Origin of the sequence: Escherichia sp. MOD1-EC5950 (genome assembly GCF_002965345.1) — a bacterium.
Taxonomy (GTDB): domain Bacteria; phylum Pseudomonadota; class Gammaproteobacteria; order Enterobacterales; family Enterobacteriaceae; genus Escherichia; species Escherichia marmotae.
In genome coordinates, this window is the sequence record NZ_PTSR01000012.1 from 97,047 (window position 1) to 114,743 (window position 17,697).

18 protein-coding genes and 2 pseudogenes are annotated in these 17,697 nt (G+C 50.3%); 4 read left to right on the forward strand and 16 right to left on the reverse strand.

The window, feature by feature from the left end; translation table 11 throughout:
• The first annotated feature begins 463 nt into the window (after nt 1-463).
• Both pagP and cspE read left to right on the forward strand, forming a co-directional pair.
• Nucleotides 464-894 (forward strand): annotated as a pseudogene (gene pagP, locus BEA93_RS13760) (lipid IV(A) palmitoyltransferase PagP).
• A gap of 174 nt (nt 895-1,068) precedes the next feature.
• Entirely contained in the window at nt 1,069-1,278 is a 210-nt protein-coding gene (gene cspE / locus BEA93_RS13765) for a transcription antiterminator/RNA stability regulator CspE (RefSeq protein WP_000034825.1), read from the forward strand.
• 52 nt (nt 1,279-1,330) lie between these two features.
• Here the strand turns inward: cspE and crcB are convergent, their stop codons facing one another.
• Nucleotides 1,331-1,714 (reverse strand): fluoride efflux transporter CrcB, encoded by a 384-nt coding sequence (crcB, locus tag BEA93_RS13770; RefSeq protein ID WP_000939738.1) that lies wholly within the window; start codon nt 1,712-1,714, stop codon nt 1,331-1,333.
• A gap of 92 nt (nt 1,715-1,806) precedes the next feature.
• Between crcB and BEA93_RS13775 the strand changes: the two genes are divergently transcribed.
• Nucleotides 1,807-2,595 carry a deaminated glutathione amidase gene (locus BEA93_RS13775; protein WP_000959110.1) on the forward strand — a complete coding sequence of 263 codons (789 nt, stop codon included), beginning with the start codon at nt 1,807-1,809 and terminating at the stop codon, nt 2,593-2,595.
• 128 nt (nt 2,596-2,723) lie between these two features.
• A complete protein-coding gene (tatE, locus tag BEA93_RS13780; protein ID WP_000503933.1) occupies nt 2,724-2,927 on the forward strand; it encodes a twin-arginine translocase subunit TatE in 204 nt (67 codons plus the stop codon).
• A 99-nt stretch (nt 2,928-3,026) separates the two neighbouring features.
• On the opposite strand, the gene lipA is transcribed toward tatE, so the two are convergent.
• The 15 genes and pseudogenes from lipA to leuS form a co-directional block, all read right to left on the reverse strand.
• Nucleotides 3,027-3,992: a lipoyl synthase gene (lipA, locus tag BEA93_RS13785; protein ID WP_000042625.1), complete on the reverse strand. Its 966-nt coding sequence runs from the start codon at nt 3,990-3,992 to the stop codon at nt 3,027-3,029.
• 209 nt (nt 3,993-4,201) lie between these two features.
• A pseudogene (locus BEA93_RS25715) lies at nt 4,202-4,365 on the reverse strand (YbeF family transcriptional regulator); the annotation flags it as partial.
• A 42-nt stretch (nt 4,366-4,407) separates the two neighbouring features.
• Nucleotides 4,408-5,049 carry a lipoyl(octanoyl) transferase LipB gene (gene lipB / locus BEA93_RS13795; RefSeq protein ID WP_000284037.1) on the reverse strand — a complete coding sequence of 214 codons (642 nt, stop codon included), beginning with the start codon at nt 5,047-5,049 and terminating at the stop codon, nt 4,408-4,410.
• A 99-nt stretch (nt 5,050-5,148) separates the two neighbouring features.
• Nucleotides 5,149-5,412 carry a DUF493 family protein YbeD gene (gene ybeD / locus BEA93_RS13800; RefSeq protein WP_000850550.1) on the reverse strand — a complete coding sequence of 88 codons (264 nt, stop codon included), beginning with the start codon at nt 5,410-5,412 and terminating at the stop codon, nt 5,149-5,151.
• A 108-nt stretch (nt 5,413-5,520) separates the two neighbouring features.
• The gene (gene dacA / locus BEA93_RS13805; RefSeq protein ID WP_010380725.1) at nt 5,521-6,732 is read right to left on the reverse strand and encodes a D-alanyl-D-alanine carboxypeptidase DacA; all 1,212 of its coding nucleotides are present in this window, start codon (nt 6,730-6,732) and stop codon (nt 5,521-5,523) included.
• A gap of 138 nt (nt 6,733-6,870) precedes the next feature.
• Nucleotides 6,871-7,947, reverse strand: a complete 1,077-nt coding sequence (rlpA, locus tag BEA93_RS13810) for an endolytic peptidoglycan transglycosylase RlpA (protein WP_001231396.1) — start codon at nt 7,945-7,947, stop codon at nt 6,871-6,873.
• Nucleotides 7,948-7,957: 10 nt separating this feature from the next.
• On the reverse strand, nt 7,958-9,070 hold the full coding sequence (gene mrdB, locus BEA93_RS13815; RefSeq protein ID WP_000131717.1) for a peptidoglycan glycosyltransferase MrdB: 1,113 nt from the start codon (nt 9,068-9,070) through the stop codon (nt 7,958-7,960).
• A gap of 2 nt (nt 9,071-9,072) precedes the next feature.
• The gene (mrdA, locus tag BEA93_RS13820) at nt 9,073-10,974 is read right to left on the reverse strand and encodes a peptidoglycan DD-transpeptidase MrdA (protein WP_000776176.1); all 1,902 of its coding nucleotides are present in this window, start codon (nt 10,972-10,974) and stop codon (nt 9,073-9,075) included.
• Nucleotides 10,975-11,004: 30 nt separating this feature from the next.
• Entirely contained in the window at nt 11,005-11,472 is a 468-nt protein-coding gene (gene rlmH, locus BEA93_RS13825) for a 23S rRNA (pseudouridine(1915)-N(3))-methyltransferase RlmH (protein ID WP_000776104.1), read from the reverse strand.
• A gap of 3 nt (nt 11,473-11,475) precedes the next feature.
• Nucleotides 11,476-11,793, reverse strand: a complete 318-nt coding sequence (gene rsfS / locus BEA93_RS13830) for a ribosome silencing factor (protein WP_001161664.1) — start codon at nt 11,791-11,793, stop codon at nt 11,476-11,478.
• A gap of 259 nt (nt 11,794-12,052) precedes the next feature.
• Nucleotides 12,053-12,664, reverse strand: a complete 612-nt coding sequence (locus tag BEA93_RS13835) for an adenosylcobalamin/alpha-ribazole phosphatase (protein WP_016248457.1) — start codon at nt 12,662-12,664, stop codon at nt 12,053-12,055.
• A gap of 23 nt (nt 12,665-12,687) precedes the next feature.
• A complete protein-coding gene (gene nadD, locus BEA93_RS13840) occupies nt 12,688-13,329 on the reverse strand; it encodes a nicotinate-nucleotide adenylyltransferase (protein WP_105224676.1) in 642 nt (213 codons plus the stop codon).
• Nucleotide 13,330: 1 nt separating this feature from the next.
• Nucleotides 13,331-14,362, reverse strand: a complete 1,032-nt coding sequence (holA, locus tag BEA93_RS13845; RefSeq protein ID WP_000620521.1) for a DNA polymerase III subunit delta — start codon at nt 14,360-14,362, stop codon at nt 13,331-13,333.
• On the reverse strand, nt 14,362-14,940 hold the full coding sequence (gene lptE / locus BEA93_RS13850) for an LPS assembly lipoprotein LptE (RefSeq protein WP_016248459.1): 579 nt from the start codon (nt 14,938-14,940) through the stop codon (nt 14,362-14,364). Before lptE ends, holA begins: the two co-directional genes overlap by 1 nt.
• Before the next feature lie 14 nt (nt 14,941-14,954).
• Complete coding sequence (leuS, locus tag BEA93_RS13855; protein WP_001366479.1) at nt 14,955-17,537, reverse strand: leucine--tRNA ligase; 2,583 nt, start codon at nt 17,535-17,537, stop codon at nt 14,955-14,957.
• Nucleotides 17,538-17,697 lie beyond the last annotated feature (160 nt).

Consider the following 17,697-nt stretch of genomic DNA (forward strand, 5'->3'; position numbering starts at 1 on the left):
CCATTAATACATTGATGTTGTTGTTTTTTATACATGAATAACAAAATGAATTTTTATAGTTGGTAATTACCAGTGTGATAATGTGTATTAATTGATAAGTTAATGATGTGATTTTGTTAAATTGCGCGATAGTGGTTTCTTTACTTGTTTAAAAAATATGCGCTCATGTGTGCGCGCTGGTAGTGTTAGTGATATTTATTTGTTAGCTTGTCATTGCATCTGATTAAAAAGCAAGAGATTTTTTCTTTTGTTTATTGCTGTCTATGTCGGGGAAGATTTTTTTTGCTTAAGTTGTCATTTGGAAGGAAATATTGCTTAAGTCTCCAGAATAATTTGGTGATATTTATTTGTGTAAGCCTATAAAATATTAATAGTATTCTTTATGTAGGTGTTAATACGGTTATGTTCATTTTAGTCCAGCTATGCTGGAAGTGAATTTTTGATAAATATTTTATAGTCACTAATGGATATAAGTGAATGTATTACCGTAATTCCCTTTGTTTTTATTAAGTTAATCAGCGTGATGAAATTTCTGTCTGTACAGAACAATGGATTACGGCATTTAGAGAGAATGTCGCAGCAACATGACGGCAGCCAGAACATATGATTTGTATATTCCTGCCATCACCAGACATGCACGTTTCGCTTACGATAAAGAAAAAGCTGATCGCTATAACTAAAAACGTGGGGCGGCGGTTTCGGTTAGTCGCGTTGGGATGAGAAAGGCAACTGGCACGGTTTGTACGTGATGACATTTGAGGATTCGTGGAATAAATGGGAGCCTGTTGCTGGATAGGGCCGTGAAAGCCGCTGGCTATCTTTCAGATGACTTACATTCCTGGTATCTACAACAATGGCAATGTTTACTTTGCCTGGATGCGGTTTCAGTTTTAGACAAGTTGCGGTTTTATAAAAGCCTTAAAAAACATAATGTAAGGCAAGGAGCATCAAAAATAACGCGACTTTTATCACTTTTTAGCAAAGTTGCACTGGACAAAGCGTACCACAATTGGTGTACTGGTAACCGACACAGCATTTGTGTCTATTTTTCATGTAAAGGTAATTTTGATGTCTAAGATTAAAGGTAACGTTAAGTGGTTTAATGAGTCCAAAGGATTCGGTTTCATTACTCCGGAAGACGGCAGCAAAGACGTGTTTGTACACTTCTCTGCAATCCAGACTAATGGTTTTAAAACTCTTGCTGAAGGTCAGCGCGTAGAGTTCGAAATCACTAACGGTGCCAAAGGCCCTTCTGCTGCAAACGTAATCGCTCTGTAAGATACGTCAGCAAGAATTCAAAACCCGCTTAATCAGCGGGTTTTTTTTGCCTTTAATGTGCTGTTGACGCCGAAAAAAGCCAGAAAGCCAGCGCGGTCATGGCAAATGAACCTAACAGGTTAACGAAGACGTTCAGTAACGCCCAGCCAAAGCGTCCTTCTTGCAACAAAAACACCACTTCTGCTGAAAATGTAGAGAAAGTCGTCAGCCCGCCACAAAACCCGGTAGTGATTAGCACTTTCCACACGGGATCAATGTTCGTCATCCGGCTAAACCAGGCAAATCCCATTCCAATGATGAATGCCCCAATCAGGTTTGCTGCCAGCGTCCCCAACGGAATAGCCTGATGCAGCGGGTTAAACCGCATACTTAACAGCCATCTCGCCACGCTTCCCGTACCACCGCCAATAAAAACTGCTAAAAGGAGTTGTAACACTGCAAAATCCTGCTATTTGATTTGTATGAGTGATAAGTGTAACGCCGAATAATCGTCGTTGGCGAATTTTACGACTCTGACAGGAGGTAGTAATGCTGGTTGCCGCAGGACAGTTTGCTGTTACATCTGTATGGGAAAAGAACGCTGAAATTTGCGCCTCGTTGATGGCGCAGGCGGCGGAAAGCGATGTCTCTTTGTTTGTCCTGCCGGAAGCCCTGCTGGCACGAGACGATCATGATCCCGATCTGTCTGTTAAATCAGCACAGTTGCTGGAAGGTGAATTTCTCGGACGTTTACTGCGAGAAAGTAAACGTAACATGATGACGACGATTCTGACGATTCATGTTCCTTCAACGCCGGGGCGCGCGTGGAATATGCTGGTGGCCCTCCAGGCGGGAAAAATCATCGCACGTTATGCCAAACTGCATCTTTATGATGCGTTCTCCATTCAGGAATCGCGTCACGTGGATGCCGGGGATATGGTTGCTCCACTGCTGGACGTGGAGGGGATGAAAGTCGGTCTGATGACTTGCTATGATTTGCGTTTCCCGGAGCTGGCGTTGGCACAGGCTTTACAGGGAGCAGAAATCCTTGTACTTCCCGCTGCCTGGGTTCGCGGACCGCTGAAAGAGCATCACTGGTCAACCTTACTCACCGCTCGTGCTCTGGATACCACCTGTTATATGGTGGCGGCGGGGGAGTGTGGTAACAAAAACATCGGGCAAAGCCGTATCATTGATCCTTTTGGTGTCACTATTGCCGCAGCGGCTGAAATGCCTGCACTCATTATGGCGGAAGTGACGCCCGAACGTGTGCGTCAGGTGCGCGCGCAACTCCCCGTCTTAAACAACCGACGGTTTGCGCCGCCGCAATTATTATGATGTTTTTTTACTCGGTGCTTGATTCACCTTGTTACAGATTGCTATTGTGTGCGCGCGTCGAATGACCGTTAATATTCTCTGGTTTTTAAGGCGCGTTCTGCTGCCTGTTTTATGTCAAGAAGGTATCTATGGGTGAGATTAGTATTACCAAACTGCTGGTAGTTGCGGCACTGGTCGTTCTGCTGTTTGGGACTAAGAAGTTACGTACGCTGGGCGGAGACCTTGGAGCGGCCATTAAGGGATTCAAGAAAGCGATGAATGACGACGATGCTGCGGCGAAGAAAAGCGCAGATGTTGATCTTCAGGCTGAAAAGCTCTCTCATAAAGAGTGACGTGGCGAGCAGGACGCTCCCTCAATATCTTGTTCGATAAAAAAACCCGCTTCAGATAGCGGGTTTTTTATCAGACAGATGTAAGTAATTATTACAGAATTACTTAACTTCCATCCCTTTCGCCTGCAAGTCGGCGTGGTAAGAAGAGCGGACAAACGGACCGCATGCAGCATGGGTAAAGCCCATCGCCAGCGCTTCGGCTTTCATTTCGTCGAACTCATCCGGGCTAACGTAACGTTGAACCGGCAGGTGATGGCGGCTTGGCTGCAAATATTGCCCCAGCGTTAACATGGTCACGCCATGACGACGCAGATCGCGCATTACTTCAATAATTTCTTCATTGGTTTCACCCAGACCTACCATCAGACCAGATTTGGTCGGGATTTCCGGATGCGCTTCTTTAAAGCGTTCCAGCAGTTTCAGCGACCAGTTGTAATCTGCACCCGGGCGTACCTGACGGTAAATACGTGGTACGTTTTCCAGGTTATGGTTGAACACGTCTGGCGGTGTGGCGGTCAGAATATCCAGCGCGCGATCCATACGACCACGGAAATCCGGCACCAGAGTTTCAATTTTGATTTCCGGGCTTTTTTCCCGGATGGCAGTAATGCAATCTGCAAAATGCTGAGCACCGCCATCGCGCAGGTCATCGCGGTCAACGGAAGTGATAACCACATAGCGCAGTGCCATATCGGCAATGGTCTGCGCCAGTTTCACCGGCTCATTGGCATCCGGAGCTACCGGGCGACCGTGGGCAACGTCACAGAAAGGGCAACGGCGGGTACAAATAGCGCCGAGGATCATAAACGTTGCTGTACCGTGGTTGAAGCATTCCGCCAGGTTAGGGCAGGAGGCTTCCTCGCAGACAGAATGCAGGCCATTTTTGCGCATTGCGGCTTTGATGCCCTGGATACGTGTAGAGTCCGCTGGAAGCTTGATTTTCATCCATTCCGGCTTGCGCAGCAGGGCTTCGCGCTCTGTTGCCACGTTTTTAACCGGGATAAGGGCCATCTTATCGGCATCGCGGTATTTAACACCGCGTTCCATCACAATGGGTTTACTCATAGCGTGCGTGTTCCAGTTGCGAATTACGAAGGAAAGCGTTTCAATTCAATAGATTGTTGTAATTATCAACTATTTTTGAATTAACGACTGGCAGTATATCATTGAAACGAACCTGAAAGCAGCCAAAGCGGTCGCGAAAATGTAAAATTGTTGTTGGATTGTGCCATTTTATCGTTCTACGCTGTGAACTGGCTGTAACAATACTTTTTTCAAAATGCGTTATCGGTAACATCAATCATTCACCGTGAAGTAGGGGGGGGCGGATGAATCGTTTGTAATGAACAGCAAAATCAATTTGCTCTTCATTTAATGTTGGAAAGGGCTATCTCTCCAGAGGCCAGCAACGGCTAAAGAGGACATAAACGTGGGCGGGAAAGCAATGACCCAGTGTAAGTTGGGCCATTTATGAGAGCCATTAAACAGGGATGTATTCTACGACAGGGTTGTTTAGCAGCATTAAAATATTTGCCAGCAAACGCGGTGCTACATTATCGGTTGTCGCATCAGGTTTCCATTGCGATATTTTAGCCATTTCCATTCCCGCATAGCCACAAGGGTTAATGCGTAAAAATGGAGAAAGATCCATATTGACGTTTAATGCCAGACCGTGAAATGAACAACCGCGACGAATACGTAAGCCGAGTGAGCAAATTTTCTTTTCCCCGACATAGACCCCAGGGGCATCAGCACGAGGATGCGCTTCAATATCCAGTTCAGCCAGGGTATTAACGACCGTTTGTTCGAGTAAGGTCACCAGCTCACGCACGCCCAGTTTGCGGCGTTTAAGATTGAACAGAACGTACATCACCTGCTGACCTGGGCCGTGATAAGTCACCTGACCGCCACGGTCGCTTTGGATCACCGGAATATCGCCCGGCATTAAGATATGTTCTGCTTTCCCCGCCTGCCCCTGAGTAAATACAGGGGGATGTTCTACCAACCAGATCTCATCCAGGGTGTTTTCATCGCGGGTATCGGTGAATTCATGCATAGCCTGTGAAATAGGCTCATAGGGCTGAAGGCCGAGCTGGCGGACAAGAATTTTATCCTGATACAAAACGGCATCTCCGTGGAGAATGAGTAAAAGAGGAGAAAAAGTATATCACAGCGGGGGGAGGGGAGTTACCCGACCAGGGCCGGGTAACGGAGAAACGAATTACAGTACCATGCGGACAATATCGATTTTGCCCAGCTCTTCATACAGAGTTTCAACCTGCTCGATATGAGTGGCGTTGATAGTGATAGATACCGAGTGGTAGTTGCCTTTGCTGCTTGGTTTTACCGTTGGGGTGTAGTCACCTGGCGCATGGCGCTGTACCACTTCAACCACCTGATCAACCAGCTCAGGTAACGCCTGCCCCATTACTTTGTAGGTAAACGGAGTAGGGAATTCAAGCAGTTCGTTAAGTTTGGTTTTCATGTCAGCTCCGGCGTAACGTAATTAAATAGCAACTCCCGCCAGAAGGCGGGAGTTTTTACTGATGTTTAGTATATGGGGGCGGAAATTACACTTTCAAGTGTTCAATTTTTAGCCAAACCAGTGATGGAACATTAATTTAATGTAATCAATGATTTTACCGAAGAAGTTACCTTCCGGAATTTCCTGTAACACTACCAGCGGACGCTGTTCAATGGTTTTGCCGTCAAGCTGGAAGTTAATTGTGCCGACCACCTGATTCTTCTGCAGCGGCGCATGCAGTTCGCTGTTGTTCAGCACGTAACTGGCTTTCAGATCTTTCATGCGGCCACGCGGAATAGTCAGGTAAACATCTTTATCGACACCTAACGAAGCGCGGTCAGTATTACCAAACCATACCGGTTCAGAGGCAAATTCTTTGCCGACTTTCAGCGGGTTAACGGTTTCGAAGAAACGGAATCCCCAGGTCAGCAGTTTTTTACTTTCGGCTTCACGGCCTTTGAAAGTGCGCCCGCCCATGACTGCGGAGATCAGACGCATCTGACCTTCTGTCGCGGAAGCGACAAGATTGTAACCTGCTTTGTCAGTGTGACCGGTTTTGATACCGTCAACATTCAGGCTGTTATCCCACAGCAGGCCGTTACGGTTGAGCTGACGAATACCGTTAAAGGTGAACTCTTTCTCTTTATAGATAGAGTATTCATTTGGCACATCACGAATCAACGCCTGTCCGATCAGCGCCATATCACGTGCGGAGCTGTACTGACCGTCAGCGTCCAGACCATGTACAGTCTGGAAGTGGGTATTTTTCAGACCCAGCGCGTTAACGTAGCTGTTCATCAGGCCAACAAAAGCATCCTGACTACCGGCGGCAAAGTCTGCCATCGCCACACAAGCATCGTTACCGGATTGCAGGTTGATACCGCGGATCAGCTGTGAAACCGGCACCTGCATACCAGGTTTGAGGAACATCAGTGAAGAACCTTTGAACACCGGGTTACCGGTAGCCCAGGCGTCGTTACCGATGGTCACTAAATCCGTTTCTTTAAATTTACCTGCTTTCATCGCCTGACCGATAACGTAGCTGGTCATCATTTTTGTCAGGCTGGCAGGGTCGCGGCGGACATCTGCATTTTGCTCAGCGAGCACTTTGCCAGAGTTATAGTCGATCAGGATGTAGGACTCCGCGTCGATCTGCGGTACACCCGGGATCATAGTTTTGATATTCAGGTCATCGGCATGTGCAGCAGAGATAAAGGCTGTGCAAAGAGCCGTGGTGAGCGCCAGGCGCTGCATGAAACGAGCGGAAAAAATGGTATTCATGGTCTGAACTACGACATCCGTGATGGAATTAAAAAAGTGCCCTACTATAGCAAATGCACTACCGCCAGGCATCTGACTTTCCGCGTGACTTTGTTAATGTCATTTACAGAAATTGACATTTCAGATGCCTGCTTTACGCTACTGCGCGGTGGTAATAAATGACTGTAATTGGGCTTCGGTTTGTAAACGTTGCTGCAAAGCACTGGCTTCGGCTTTGCTGGCAAATGGGCCAAGTTGAATACGCCAGACTGCGCCGTTTTGCGTCACACGCCCGGGTACTCCGAACTTCTGTCCTAACTGCTGCTGATACTGTTGCGCGCGCGCCTGATCGCTAACGGCGCCAACTTGCACCATAAAGTTACCGCTGGAGGCTGGCGACGCGGCTTGTGGTGTCACCATTGCTGACGTTGTAGCCGGTGCTGTGACCACGGGCTGTGGTGCAGGCGTCGGTTCACTGCCTTCCAGCACGCCAGGTGCCAGGGTGGTTGGCGCGCCGAGGAAGCCGCTGCTGGTTACCGGGGCTCCGGTTGGATCTTCGCTTTTCAGCGTCGAATTGCTGACGGGAAGAATATCGCCCTGCGGGCCAGATACTGAACTTGTTCCCGCTCCGCCGCTTAAATCAGGTGGTGCGGGCAGGGCGTAAGTTTGCTTGGCGACGGTGGTGCAGGCCATACCGGGACCAGACAGCGAACCATCTTGCGCCACAATAATGGGATCGATGCGAACTTTGGTGTTGTTCGACGTGTTAAGACGGTCGGCTGCTGCGCGAGAAAGCGAAATTACGCGATCATTGCCATAAGGACCACGATCGTTAATGCGCACCACAATCATCCGACCGTTAGCCAGGTTAGTGATTCGCGCATAGCTGGGGATCGGCAACGTCGGGTGCGCCGCTGTTAGCTGCATCGGATCGAATGCTTCACCTGAGGCCGTCAGATTGCTGCCAGGTTCGGCATCATAAATAGCAGCCAGGCCCGCCTGACTAAAGCGAGAAGGATCCTGCACGATTTTGTAGCTTTTGCCATCGCGCTGGTAATCCTGATTCGCCGTCGCGTTCAGTGGTTCGAAACGCGGTTCTGCCCCGCCAATCTCAACTATTGGGCCGTTACATACCGCAGGCTGCGGCACACTTACCGTCTGTTGCTGACCATCATCGCTTGTACATGCCGCGAGCATTCCTGCCGCGATGCAGATCCCGAGCCACTGCTTACGCATTGCACACCTCTTACACGCTTTTCGACAACATTTTCCTGTGGGTGTGGATTGACATAACAATCCCGAACCCAGCCATCAGCACTATGAGCGCCGATCCTCCATAACTGACCAGTGGGAGCGGAACCCCTACAACCGGCAGAATACCGCTTACCATACCAATATTTACGAAGACATAAACGAATAATATCAGCATTAAACCGCCAGCCATGACGCGACCAAAGGTGGTTTGCGCTCTGGCGGCTATCCACAGTCCGCGCATGATCAACAGAATGTAGAGGGCGAGCAGAATCAAAATGCCTACTAACCCCAGTTCTTCCGCCAGTACCGCGAAGATAAAGTCGGTATGGCGTTCGGGCAGAAATTCAAGCTGTGACTGAGTGCCGTGCAGCCAGCCTTTGCCGCGTAATCCACCGGAGCCAATAGCAATTTTAGACTGAATAATGTGATAGCCCGCGCCGAGTGGGTCTGATTCCGGGTCAAGGAGCATCATTACGCGCTGGCGCTGGTAATCATGCATCAGGAAGAACCACAGAATTGGAATGAATGCTGCTACCAGCACCACCGCAACGCCAATCAAGCGCCAGCTAAGGCCAGAGAGGAAAAGCACAAACAACCCGGAAAGCGCAACGAGGATTGATGTCCCCAGGTCTGGCTGCGCTGCCACCAGCAGTGTTGGCATAAAAATCAGCACCAGCGCGATGGCGGTATTTTTTAACGATGGCGGACAAACGTCACGGTTGATAAAACGAGCTACCATCAACGGTACGGCTATTTTGGCGATTTCCGATGGCTGGAAACGGACGATACCGAGATCCAGCCAGCGTTGAGCGCCTTTGGATATGGCACCAAAGGCATCTACTGCCACCAGTAAAATAATACAGATGATATAGAGATAGGGTGCCCAGCCTTCATAGACGCGCGGAGGGATTTGCGCCATGACCACCATAATGACCAGACCCATTGCGATTTGGCCAATTTTACGCTCCATCATGCCGATATCCTGGCCGCTGGCGCTCCAGATTACCAGAGCACTGTAGACCAGCAATGCCAGTAAGATCAGCAGCATTGTGGGATCAAGATGGACTTTATCCCAGAATGTTTTTTTATTCGGATTATCCGTCATGATTAATGGTCCTCCGCTGCGGTAACCGCTGGATTTTCCGCAGGCAGATCGGTGTTGTTATCGCCAAGCATAATGTGGTCGAGGATCTGGCGCATTAGCGTACCGACCGCCGGGCCCGCGCCGCCGTTTTCCAGAATCATAGCGACAGCCACTTGCGGATTGTTATACGGTGCAAATGCGGTCATCAGTTTGTGGTCACGCAGACGTTCGGCAATTTTGTGCGCATTATAAGTTTCGTTCGCTTTCAGACCGAAGACCTGCGCCGTACCAGATTTCGCCGCAATTTTGTACGGTGCGCTGGCAAAGTATTTATGCGCCGTGCCATTAGGGCGGTTGGCAACCCCGAACATGCCATCTTTTGCCAGCTCCCAGTAACCTGAATGAATATCGCCAACTGGCGGTTCATGTGGCGGCACCCACGGCACTTGTTTGCCATCTTCGGCGGTGCTCATCAGCAAATGTGGAACCTTCACGATACCGTCGTTAATCAGGATCATCAGTGCTTTACTCATCTGGATAGGGGTTGCAGTCCAGTAACCCTGACCGATACCGACCGGAATGGTGTCACCCTGATACCACGGTTTTTTAAAGCGTTTCTGTTTCCATTCGCGGGTAGGCATGTTACCGGAACGTTCTTCAGCAAGATCGATACCGGTGTAATGACCGTAACCGAATTTACCCATCCATTCGGAAAGGCGATCGATCCCCATATCGTAGGCAACCTGATAGAAGAAGGTATCCGCAGATTCTTCCAGCGATCTCGTGACATTCAGGCGGCCATGCCCCCATTTTTTCCAGTCACGGTAACGTTTTTCCGAACCCGGTAGTTGCCACCAGCCGGGGTCGAACAAGCTGGTATTGCGGGTAATGACGCCCGCGCTAAGCGCAGAAACAGCCACATACGGCTTAACAGTCGAGGCTGGCGGATAAACCCCCTGCGTGGCGCGGTTCACCAGCGGTGTGTTCGGGTCGTTCAGCAACGCGGAATAATCTTTGCTGGAGATGCCGTCAACAAACAGGTTCGGGTCATAGCTTGGCGTGGAAACCAGCGCCAGAACGCCACCTGTACGCGGATCGGTGACCACGACAGCCGCACGACTGCCTGCCAGCAGTGTCTCAATATACTGCTGGAGTTTGAGATCAATCGTCAGGTAAATATCGTGCCCGGCTTGCGGTGGGACTTCTTTTAACTGACGGATAACGCGACCACGGTTGTTAACTTCAACTTCTTCATAACCCGTCTGACCGTGCAGCACGTCTTCGTAATAACGCTCAATTCCCAACTTACCAATGTCATGCGTCGCGGCATAGTTGGCCAGTTTGCCGTCATTATTCAGGCGTTCGACATCTTTATCGTTGATTTTCGAGACGTAACCGATGACATGCGTCAGTGCTGAGCCGTAGGGATAGTAACGGCGTTTATAGCCTTTCACTTCCACCCCCGGAAAACGGTACTGATTGACGGCAAAGCGTGCAACTTGTACTTCGGTCAGATTAGTTTTCACCGGAATGGAGGTAAAACGGTGTGAACGTGCGCGCTCTTTTCTGAAGGCTGCAATATCGTCATCGGTCAGATCGACCACGTTGCGCAGGGCATCCAGCGTTTGCTGCACGTTATCGACTTTCTCTGGCATCATCTCTATCTGATAGATAGTGCGATTGAGTGCCAGAGGGATGCCGTTACGGTCGTATATAATGCCGCGGCTGGGGGCGATAGGCACCAGCTTGATGCGGTTTTCATTAGAACGGGTCTGATAATCGGTAAAACGAACAATTTGCAGATTATACAGGTTGGCGATAAGCACGCCGGTCAGCAGCAAAATCCCCAAAAAGGCGACCAGCGCCCGGCGCACAAACAGCGCGGACTCTGCCGTATAGTCGCGAAAAGAGTTCTGTAGTTTCATCCGCTGCGTTTTCTACTCAAAGCTTTCTTATCACTCACGATGATAAGGATGGTTGGTGGTGATGCTCCACGCCCGGTACAGACTTTCTGCAACCAGTACGCGAACCAGCGGATGGGGGAGTGTCAGCGCGGAAAGCGACCAGCTTTGTTCTGCTGCTGCTTTACAGGCAGGCGATAACCCTTCCGGCCCGCCAATAAGCAGGCTGACGTCGCGGCCATCGAGTTTCCAGCGTTCCAGTTCAGCGGCTAACTGCGGCGTGTCCCAGGGCTTGCCTGGAATATCGAGGGTGACAATGCGGTTTTTACCTGCGGCTGCCAGCATTTGCTCACCCTCTTTGTCGAGTATGCGCTTGATGTCCGCGTTCTTGCCGCGTTTTCCGGCCGGTATTTCAATCAGCTCAAAAGGCATATCTTTTGGAAAACGACGCAGGTACTCGGTAAAACCGGTTTGTACCCAGTCCGGCATTTTCGTTCCTACGGCGACAAGTTGCAGCTTCACACATTAACTCCAGAGTTTTTCCAGCTCATACAGGCGACGGCTCTCTTCCTGCATAACATGGACAATCACATCGCCCAGATCGACGACGATCCAGTCAGCGCTGTTTTCACCTTCAACGCCGAGCGGCAACAGACCCGCTGCACGGGACTCCTGCACCACATGGTCGGCAATAGACATGACATGACGGCTGGATGTACCCGTACAGATGATCATGCAGTCGGTGATGCTGGATTTGCCCTGAACGTCTAAGGCGATGATGTCCTGACCTTTGAGGTCATCAATTTTGTCGATAACAAAATCCTGGAGTGCTTTACCCTGCAAGTTTTCCCCCTGGGTGAATCAAAAAAGATAAAAATGGTCTGTCAGTATACCTGAACCAGAGGCGATTTCGGGACAATTGTCTCCGAATCGGCTTCGAAAGTGGGCTATCATCCCACCCCGCGCCGCAGATTGCATCGCCATTTTTGTAAAACAATTTCTACAAAGTCGTGTTTAGCGGAAAAAGTCTGGCTGCGGAGAATATCAGCCTGCCCGGGGCTGTCAATGGTCGTTGCGGCTTACCCGTAAAAAAACAGAAAAGTCATGCGCTCTCGAACCCGATGGCACGGCTATTGAGGACACGCAAGGTTACAAATGTTTCGTTGATATCAATGGCGCTCCAGCATCCCTGGTCGATGCGAAAATGCCACATTGCCCCGGCGGGCATGCCAATTAAACGGGCAATTAACAGGCTCAACACGCCCTGATGGCTGACGACTAATATATTTTTATATTGCTGATATTCCTTAAGCCCGGCGATAAAGCGCTCTACGCGTTGCGAAAACGCCTGAAACCCTTCACCGTTAGTCGGGATGGTATGCTGCCAGTCATCGCACCACGCGCTGTAATTTTCAGCATCTTCTTGCATCAAATCGCGATGGTGCCGCATCTCCCAGTCACCAAAAAACATTTCGTTGAGTTCAGGGACGGTGTGTAGGGAGAGCTGACGATCGCTGAGAACCAGCCGCGCGGTATGCTGCGCACGTTCCAGTTCACTGCATAAAACTATATCGAAGGGAACATCACGCAGCAGGGTATGCAGGCTTTGCGCTTGCTCGACACCGCGCGCGGTCAGTGGCGTTGGCGCATGACCACTATATAAACCATCGACATTCGCTTGCGTTTCTCCATGACGAATTAACCATAGTCGCATCATTCCCTCCGTGATGACAGGTATCAGCGATACAAGCCTTGTTGGTTAATGTAGGTCAATACTGATTCCGGCAACAAATCCTCACACGATTCACCGTTTTGCAAACGTTCGCGGATAATGGTCGCAGAAATGTTAAACCACGGCGTTTCAGCAAGATAAATTTTACCGGCAGACTGAAGATGCAGATCTTCCGGGTTATGCGTCAAATGATCTTCCAACCACTGTTGATACTGTGGTTGCGCCATTTCAAGCAGATAACCGGGACGCCGACAGACAATCAAGTGTGCATTGTCGAGAATAGTTTCGTATTCGTACCAGGTCGGAAAGGTCAGCAATGAATCCTGACCGATAATAAACGCCAGCGGCACATCTGGTCCTTGCTCTTGCCGCCACTCTTTTAGTGTTTGTGCAGTGTAAGAGGGGGCATTGCGCTTTAACTCGCGTTCATCCAGGGTAAACAGAGGCTTGTCGGCAATCGCCAGTTCAAGCATGTGTTTTCGCTGTGCGCTGTTCGCTTCCGGCTGCGGACGATGCGGAGGAACATTGTTAGGGATGATAGTAACCCGCGTCAGACCAATCAAATTCGCCAGTGTTTCCACGGGCTTAAGATGACCATAGTGCACCGGATCAAAGGTGCCGCCAAACAGAGCCTGTAAAGATTTCATATCAACCATCGATAAATACGTCCGCCAGTGGTTTATGGCTTAACAGAAGAGATAACCCCTCCAGCTCTGCCCACACCGACTGACCGTAATCTTGTTTGAGGGTGAGTTCCGTTCGTGCCAGAAGTTGCACGGCCTGACGTAACTGCGGCTGGCTTAGGCGATTTAACGCCTCACCCATCATGCCCCGGCGGTTCTGCCAAACGCGATGCTTATCAAACAACACGCGTAATGGCGTATGGGCAGACTGGCGTTTCAGGTTAACCAGTAACAACAGTTCACGTTGTAACGTGCGCAACAAAATAACCGGCTCGCTGCCTTCCAGACGCAGTTGCTGAAGAATATGCAACGCGCGCTTGCTTTTGCCCATTAACAAAGCATCAACCCAATGAAAAGGGGTGAAATGCGCGGCATCATTCACCGCTTGCTCAACGCGTGGCAGCGTCAGTTTGCCGTCAGGCCAGAGTAACGACAATCGCTCCAGTGCCTGTGCCAGCGCCAACAGGTTACCTTCATAACAATAGCAGAGTACCTGATTTGCGGCGTCATCCAGTTCCAGGTTGAGCTGTTTGGCTCGCGTGGCAACCCAGCGAGGGAGCTGGGCCTGTTCCGGCGTCTGACAGGTTACCTGCACACTTCGATTGGCAAGTGCGGTAAACCAGGCGGCATTTTCCTGCGCTTTACTTAACTTATTGCCGCGTATGATCAACAGCAGATCGTCATGCAGAAGTCCGGTGAGCGTGAATAGTTGTTCATTGATCGCTGCATTTGGCCCATTTTCTGGTAATAACAGCAACAGCGTTTGTCGACTGGCGAACAGGCTCATGGCCTGGCATAACGAAAAAATCGCATTCCAGTCCGTGTTGGGATCAATGGAGAAAGTGTGGTGTTCTTCGAATCCTTGTGCTGCAGCCACCTGACGAACAGCGTCCTGGCTTTCCTGCAACAACAGGGGATCGTTACCAAGTAAAAGATACGCCGCGCGCAGCCCTTCATTGAGCTGCGCGCGGAGTTGTTCTGGGTACAACCGAATCATCAGTTACCCAGTGTGGTGGAGACGCGTGCAGGCGTTGCTGTAGTATCCGTTGTTGTCGACGTATCTTCGTCGGAACGGATATCCGCAGCGCGAATGCTTGGCAGCTTACGAATAAGCTGTTCGGCGGCACGGTCGTACATCTCTTGAATGATCATGCTCTGCTCATTATCTTTCGCTAACGCCATTTGCGGGTTATCGAAGAACGAACGGAAGACTTTGGCGCTAATCGGGTAGATGTCACGGCCAGGGATCAATACTGACGCGCTGACAGTCATCACCATCTGATATTCAGCGGTTTGACCATTACGGAAGACTGAAGCGGTATCCTGAGAGATTGATACAGCCCCCAGACGCAGAGATGGGACATCCTTGCGTGTAGTTTCTTTATCAAGTAGCTCAACACCGTTCAGACGCAACTGATTACGCACCGCACGGCTTAACGGCCCGTTCGGGTCGCCAGAGTCCAGGATCATGACTTTCATGGTGGAAGGAATCTGCGTGGTGTTACGCAGATGCCAGCCACACCCGGCGGTGATTAACACCGCCAGAGATAACAACAATGTTGCCAGATATCGCACGCTTCCTCCCGCGCTTAGCCAACGACCAGATTGAGGAGTTTACCCGGTACGTAAATCACTTTACGTACGGTAACGCCATCAAGATATTTTGCCACCAGATGTTCCTGGCCAGCACGTTCGCGAACCTGCTCTTCCGTTGCATCCACCGGAACGGTGATTTTGGCACGGACTTTACCGTTAACCTGCACAACCACCAGCGTGGAATCTTCCACCATCGCTTTTTCGTCAGCAACCGGCCACGGCGCGTTGTCGATATCGCCTTCGCCTTTCAGCTCCTGCCACAAGGTGAAGCAGATGTGCGGCGTGAACGGGTTAAGCATACGCACAACGGCCAGCAGAGCTTCCTGCATCAGCGCGCGATCCTGCTCGCTATCGGTCGGCGCTTTCGCCAGCTTGTTCATCAGCTCCATAATCGCCGCAATTGCGGTGTTGAAGGTCTGACGACGGCCGATATCATCGGTTACTTTAGCGATAGTTTTATGAACATCGCGACGCAGAGCTTTCTGATCTTCAGTCAGTGCATCGACGTTCAGTGCCGCAACATCACCTTTTGCAGTGTGCTCGTAAACCAGTTTCCAGACACGTTTCAGGAAGCGGTTAGCCCCTTCAACGCCGGACTCCTGCCATTCGAGCGTCATATCTGCCGGAGATGCGAACATCATAAACAGACGAACGGTGTCCGCACCATAACGTTCAACCATTACCTGTGGGTCGATACCGTTATTCTTCGATTTGGACATTTTGCTCATGCCGGTATACACCAGCTCATGACCTGCCGCGTCTTTCGCTTTCACGATACGGCCTTTCTCGTCACGCTCAACGATGGCATCAACCGGAGAAACCCAGTTACGCTCGCCGTTTTCGCCAACGTAGTAGAAAGCATCTGCCAGCACCATGCCCTGACACAACAACTGTTTCGCTGGTTCGTCAGAGTTCACCATACCTGCATCACGCATTAGTTTATGGAAGAAGCGGAAGTAGAGCAGGTGCATGATGGCGTGTTCGATACCACCAATGTAGATATCTACCGGCAGCCAGTAGTTAGCTGCTTTGGAATCCAGCATACCTTCTTTGTACTCCGGGCAAGTGTAGCGCGCATAGTACCAGGAGGACTCCATAAAGGTGTCGAAGGTGTCGGTTTCACGCAGTGCTGGCATACCGTTAACAGTGGTTTTCGCCCACTCAGGATCTGCTTTGATTGGGCTGGTAATGCCGTCCATCACCACATCTTCCGGTAGGATCACCGGCAGTTGGTCATCCGGAGTTGGCATTACAGTACCGTCTTCCAGCGTAACCATTGGGATTGGCGCACCCCAGTAACGTTGACGGGAAACACCCCAGTCACGCAGGCGATAGTTAACTTTACGCTCGCCAACGCCCATTGCCGTCAGTTTGTCGGCAATGGCGTTAAAGGCCGCTTCATGGTCAAGACCGTTGAACTCGCCAGAGTTGAACAGCACGCCTTTTTCCGTCAGCGCCTGCTGGGAGAGATCCGGTTCAGAACCGTCAGCCGCCAGGATAACCGGCTTGATGTTCAGACCATATTTAGAGGCAAATTCGTAATCGCGCTGGTCGTGACCCGGAACGGCCATGACTGCGCCAGTGCCGTACTCCATCAATACGAAGTTTGCCGCCCAAACCGGAATTTCTTCGCCAGTTAATGGATGAACAGCTTTAAAGCCGGTATCGACGCCTTTTTTCTCCATTGTCGCCATTTCAGCTTCGGCAACTTTGGTGTTACGGCATTCATCAATAAAGGCCGCCAGTTCAGGATTATTTTCCGCTGCCTTCTGTGCCAGCGGGTGACCTGCCGCTACCGCCAGGTAGGTACAACCCATAAAGGTGTCAGGGCGGGTAGTGTAAACGGTCAGTGTGTTGTCATAGTCGTTAACGTTGAAGGTGATTTCCACGCCTTCGGAACGACCGATCCAGTTACGCTGCATGGTTTTAACAGTGTCTGGCCAGTGATCCAGTTTATCCAGATCGTTAAGCAGCTCGTCAGCGTAAGCGGTGATTTTGATAAACCACTGCGGGATCTCTTTACGTTCAACTTTGGTATCACAACGCCAGCAGCAGCCGTCGATAACCTGCTCGTTCGCCAGTACGGTCTGGTCGTTCGGGCACCAGTTGACCGCAGAAGTCTTCTTATATACCAGGCCTTTTTTATACAGCTCGGTGAAGAATTTCTGTTCCCAACGGTAGTATTCTGGCGTACAGGTCGCCAGCTCGCGGCTCCAGTCATAACCAAAGCCCAGCATTTTGAGCTGGTTTTTCATGTACGCGATGTTGTCATACGTCCACGGTGCTGGCGCGGTGTTGTTTTTCACCGCTGCGCCTTCCGCAGGCAGACCAAACGCATCCCAGCCGATCGGCTGAAGAACGTTTTTGCCCAGCATACGCTGGTAGCGGGCGATCACGTCACCAATGGTGTAGTTACGAACGTGGCCCATGTGTAGTCGACCAGAAGGATAGGGAAGCATAGACAGGCAGTAATACTTCTCTTTGCTCTCGTCTTCGGTTACTTCAAATGTGCGCTTCTCATCCCAGTGAAGCTGTACTTTGGATTCTATCTCTTCCGGGCGGTATTGCTCTTGCATGGCAGCCAGTGGTCCTGTTTTCAATACGGCTACAAATGTAGCGTTGAGGTGGTTTTTCAGATCCGCATAGCATAGCCCAAACGTCCGCGTCAAAACAGCCTTTCGCGCACTCGACGTTGAAATGATGCCCGGATTATTCATACATTAATTTACAGAGTTT

Bases quoted from the DNA above. Each gene is read 5' to 3' on its own strand.
- BEA93_RS13835 (WP_016248457.1), bottom strand. From the start codon at position 12,664: ATGCGACTATGGTTAATTCGTCATGGAGAAACGCAAGCGAATGTCGAT.
- ybeD (WP_000850550.1), bottom strand. From the start codon at position 5,412: ATGAAAACCAAACTTAACGAACTGCTTGAATTCCCTACTCCGTTTACC.
- dacA (WP_010380725.1), bottom strand. From the start codon at position 6,732: ATGAATACCATTTTTTCCGCTCGTTTCATGCAGCGCCTGGCGCTCACC.
- cspE (WP_000034825.1), top strand. From the start codon at position 1,069: ATGTCTAAGATTAAAGGTAACGTTAAGTGGTTTAATGAGTCCAAAGGA.
- rlpA (WP_001231396.1), bottom strand. From the start codon at position 7,947: ATGCGTAAGCAGTGGCTCGGGATCTGCATCGCGGCAGGAATGCTCGCG.
- mrdB (WP_000131717.1), bottom strand. From the start codon at position 9,070: ATGACGGATAATCCGAATAAAAAAACATTCTGGGATAAAGTCCATCTT.
- mrdA (WP_000776176.1), bottom strand. From the start codon at position 10,974: ATGAAACTACAGAACTCTTTTCGCGACTATACGGCAGAGTCCGCGCTG.
- nadD (WP_105224676.1), bottom strand. From the start codon at position 13,329: ATGAAATCTTTACAGGCTCTGTTTGGCGGCACCTTTGATCCGGTGCAC.
- holA (WP_000620521.1), bottom strand. From the start codon at position 14,362: ATGATTCGGTTGTACCCAGAACAACTCCGCGCGCAGCTCAATGAAGGG.
- leuS (WP_001366479.1), bottom strand. From the start codon at position 17,537: ATGCAAGAGCAATACCGCCCGGAAGAGATAGAATCCAAAGTACAGCTT.
- BEA93_RS13775 (WP_000959110.1), top strand. From the start codon at position 1,807: ATGCTGGTTGCCGCAGGACAGTTTGCTGTTACATCTGTATGGGAAAAG.
- lipA (WP_000042625.1), bottom strand. From the start codon at position 3,992: ATGAGTAAACCCATTGTGATGGAACGCGGTGTTAAATACCGCGATGCC.
- tatE (WP_000503933.1), top strand. From the start codon at position 2,724: ATGGGTGAGATTAGTATTACCAAACTGCTGGTAGTTGCGGCACTGGTC.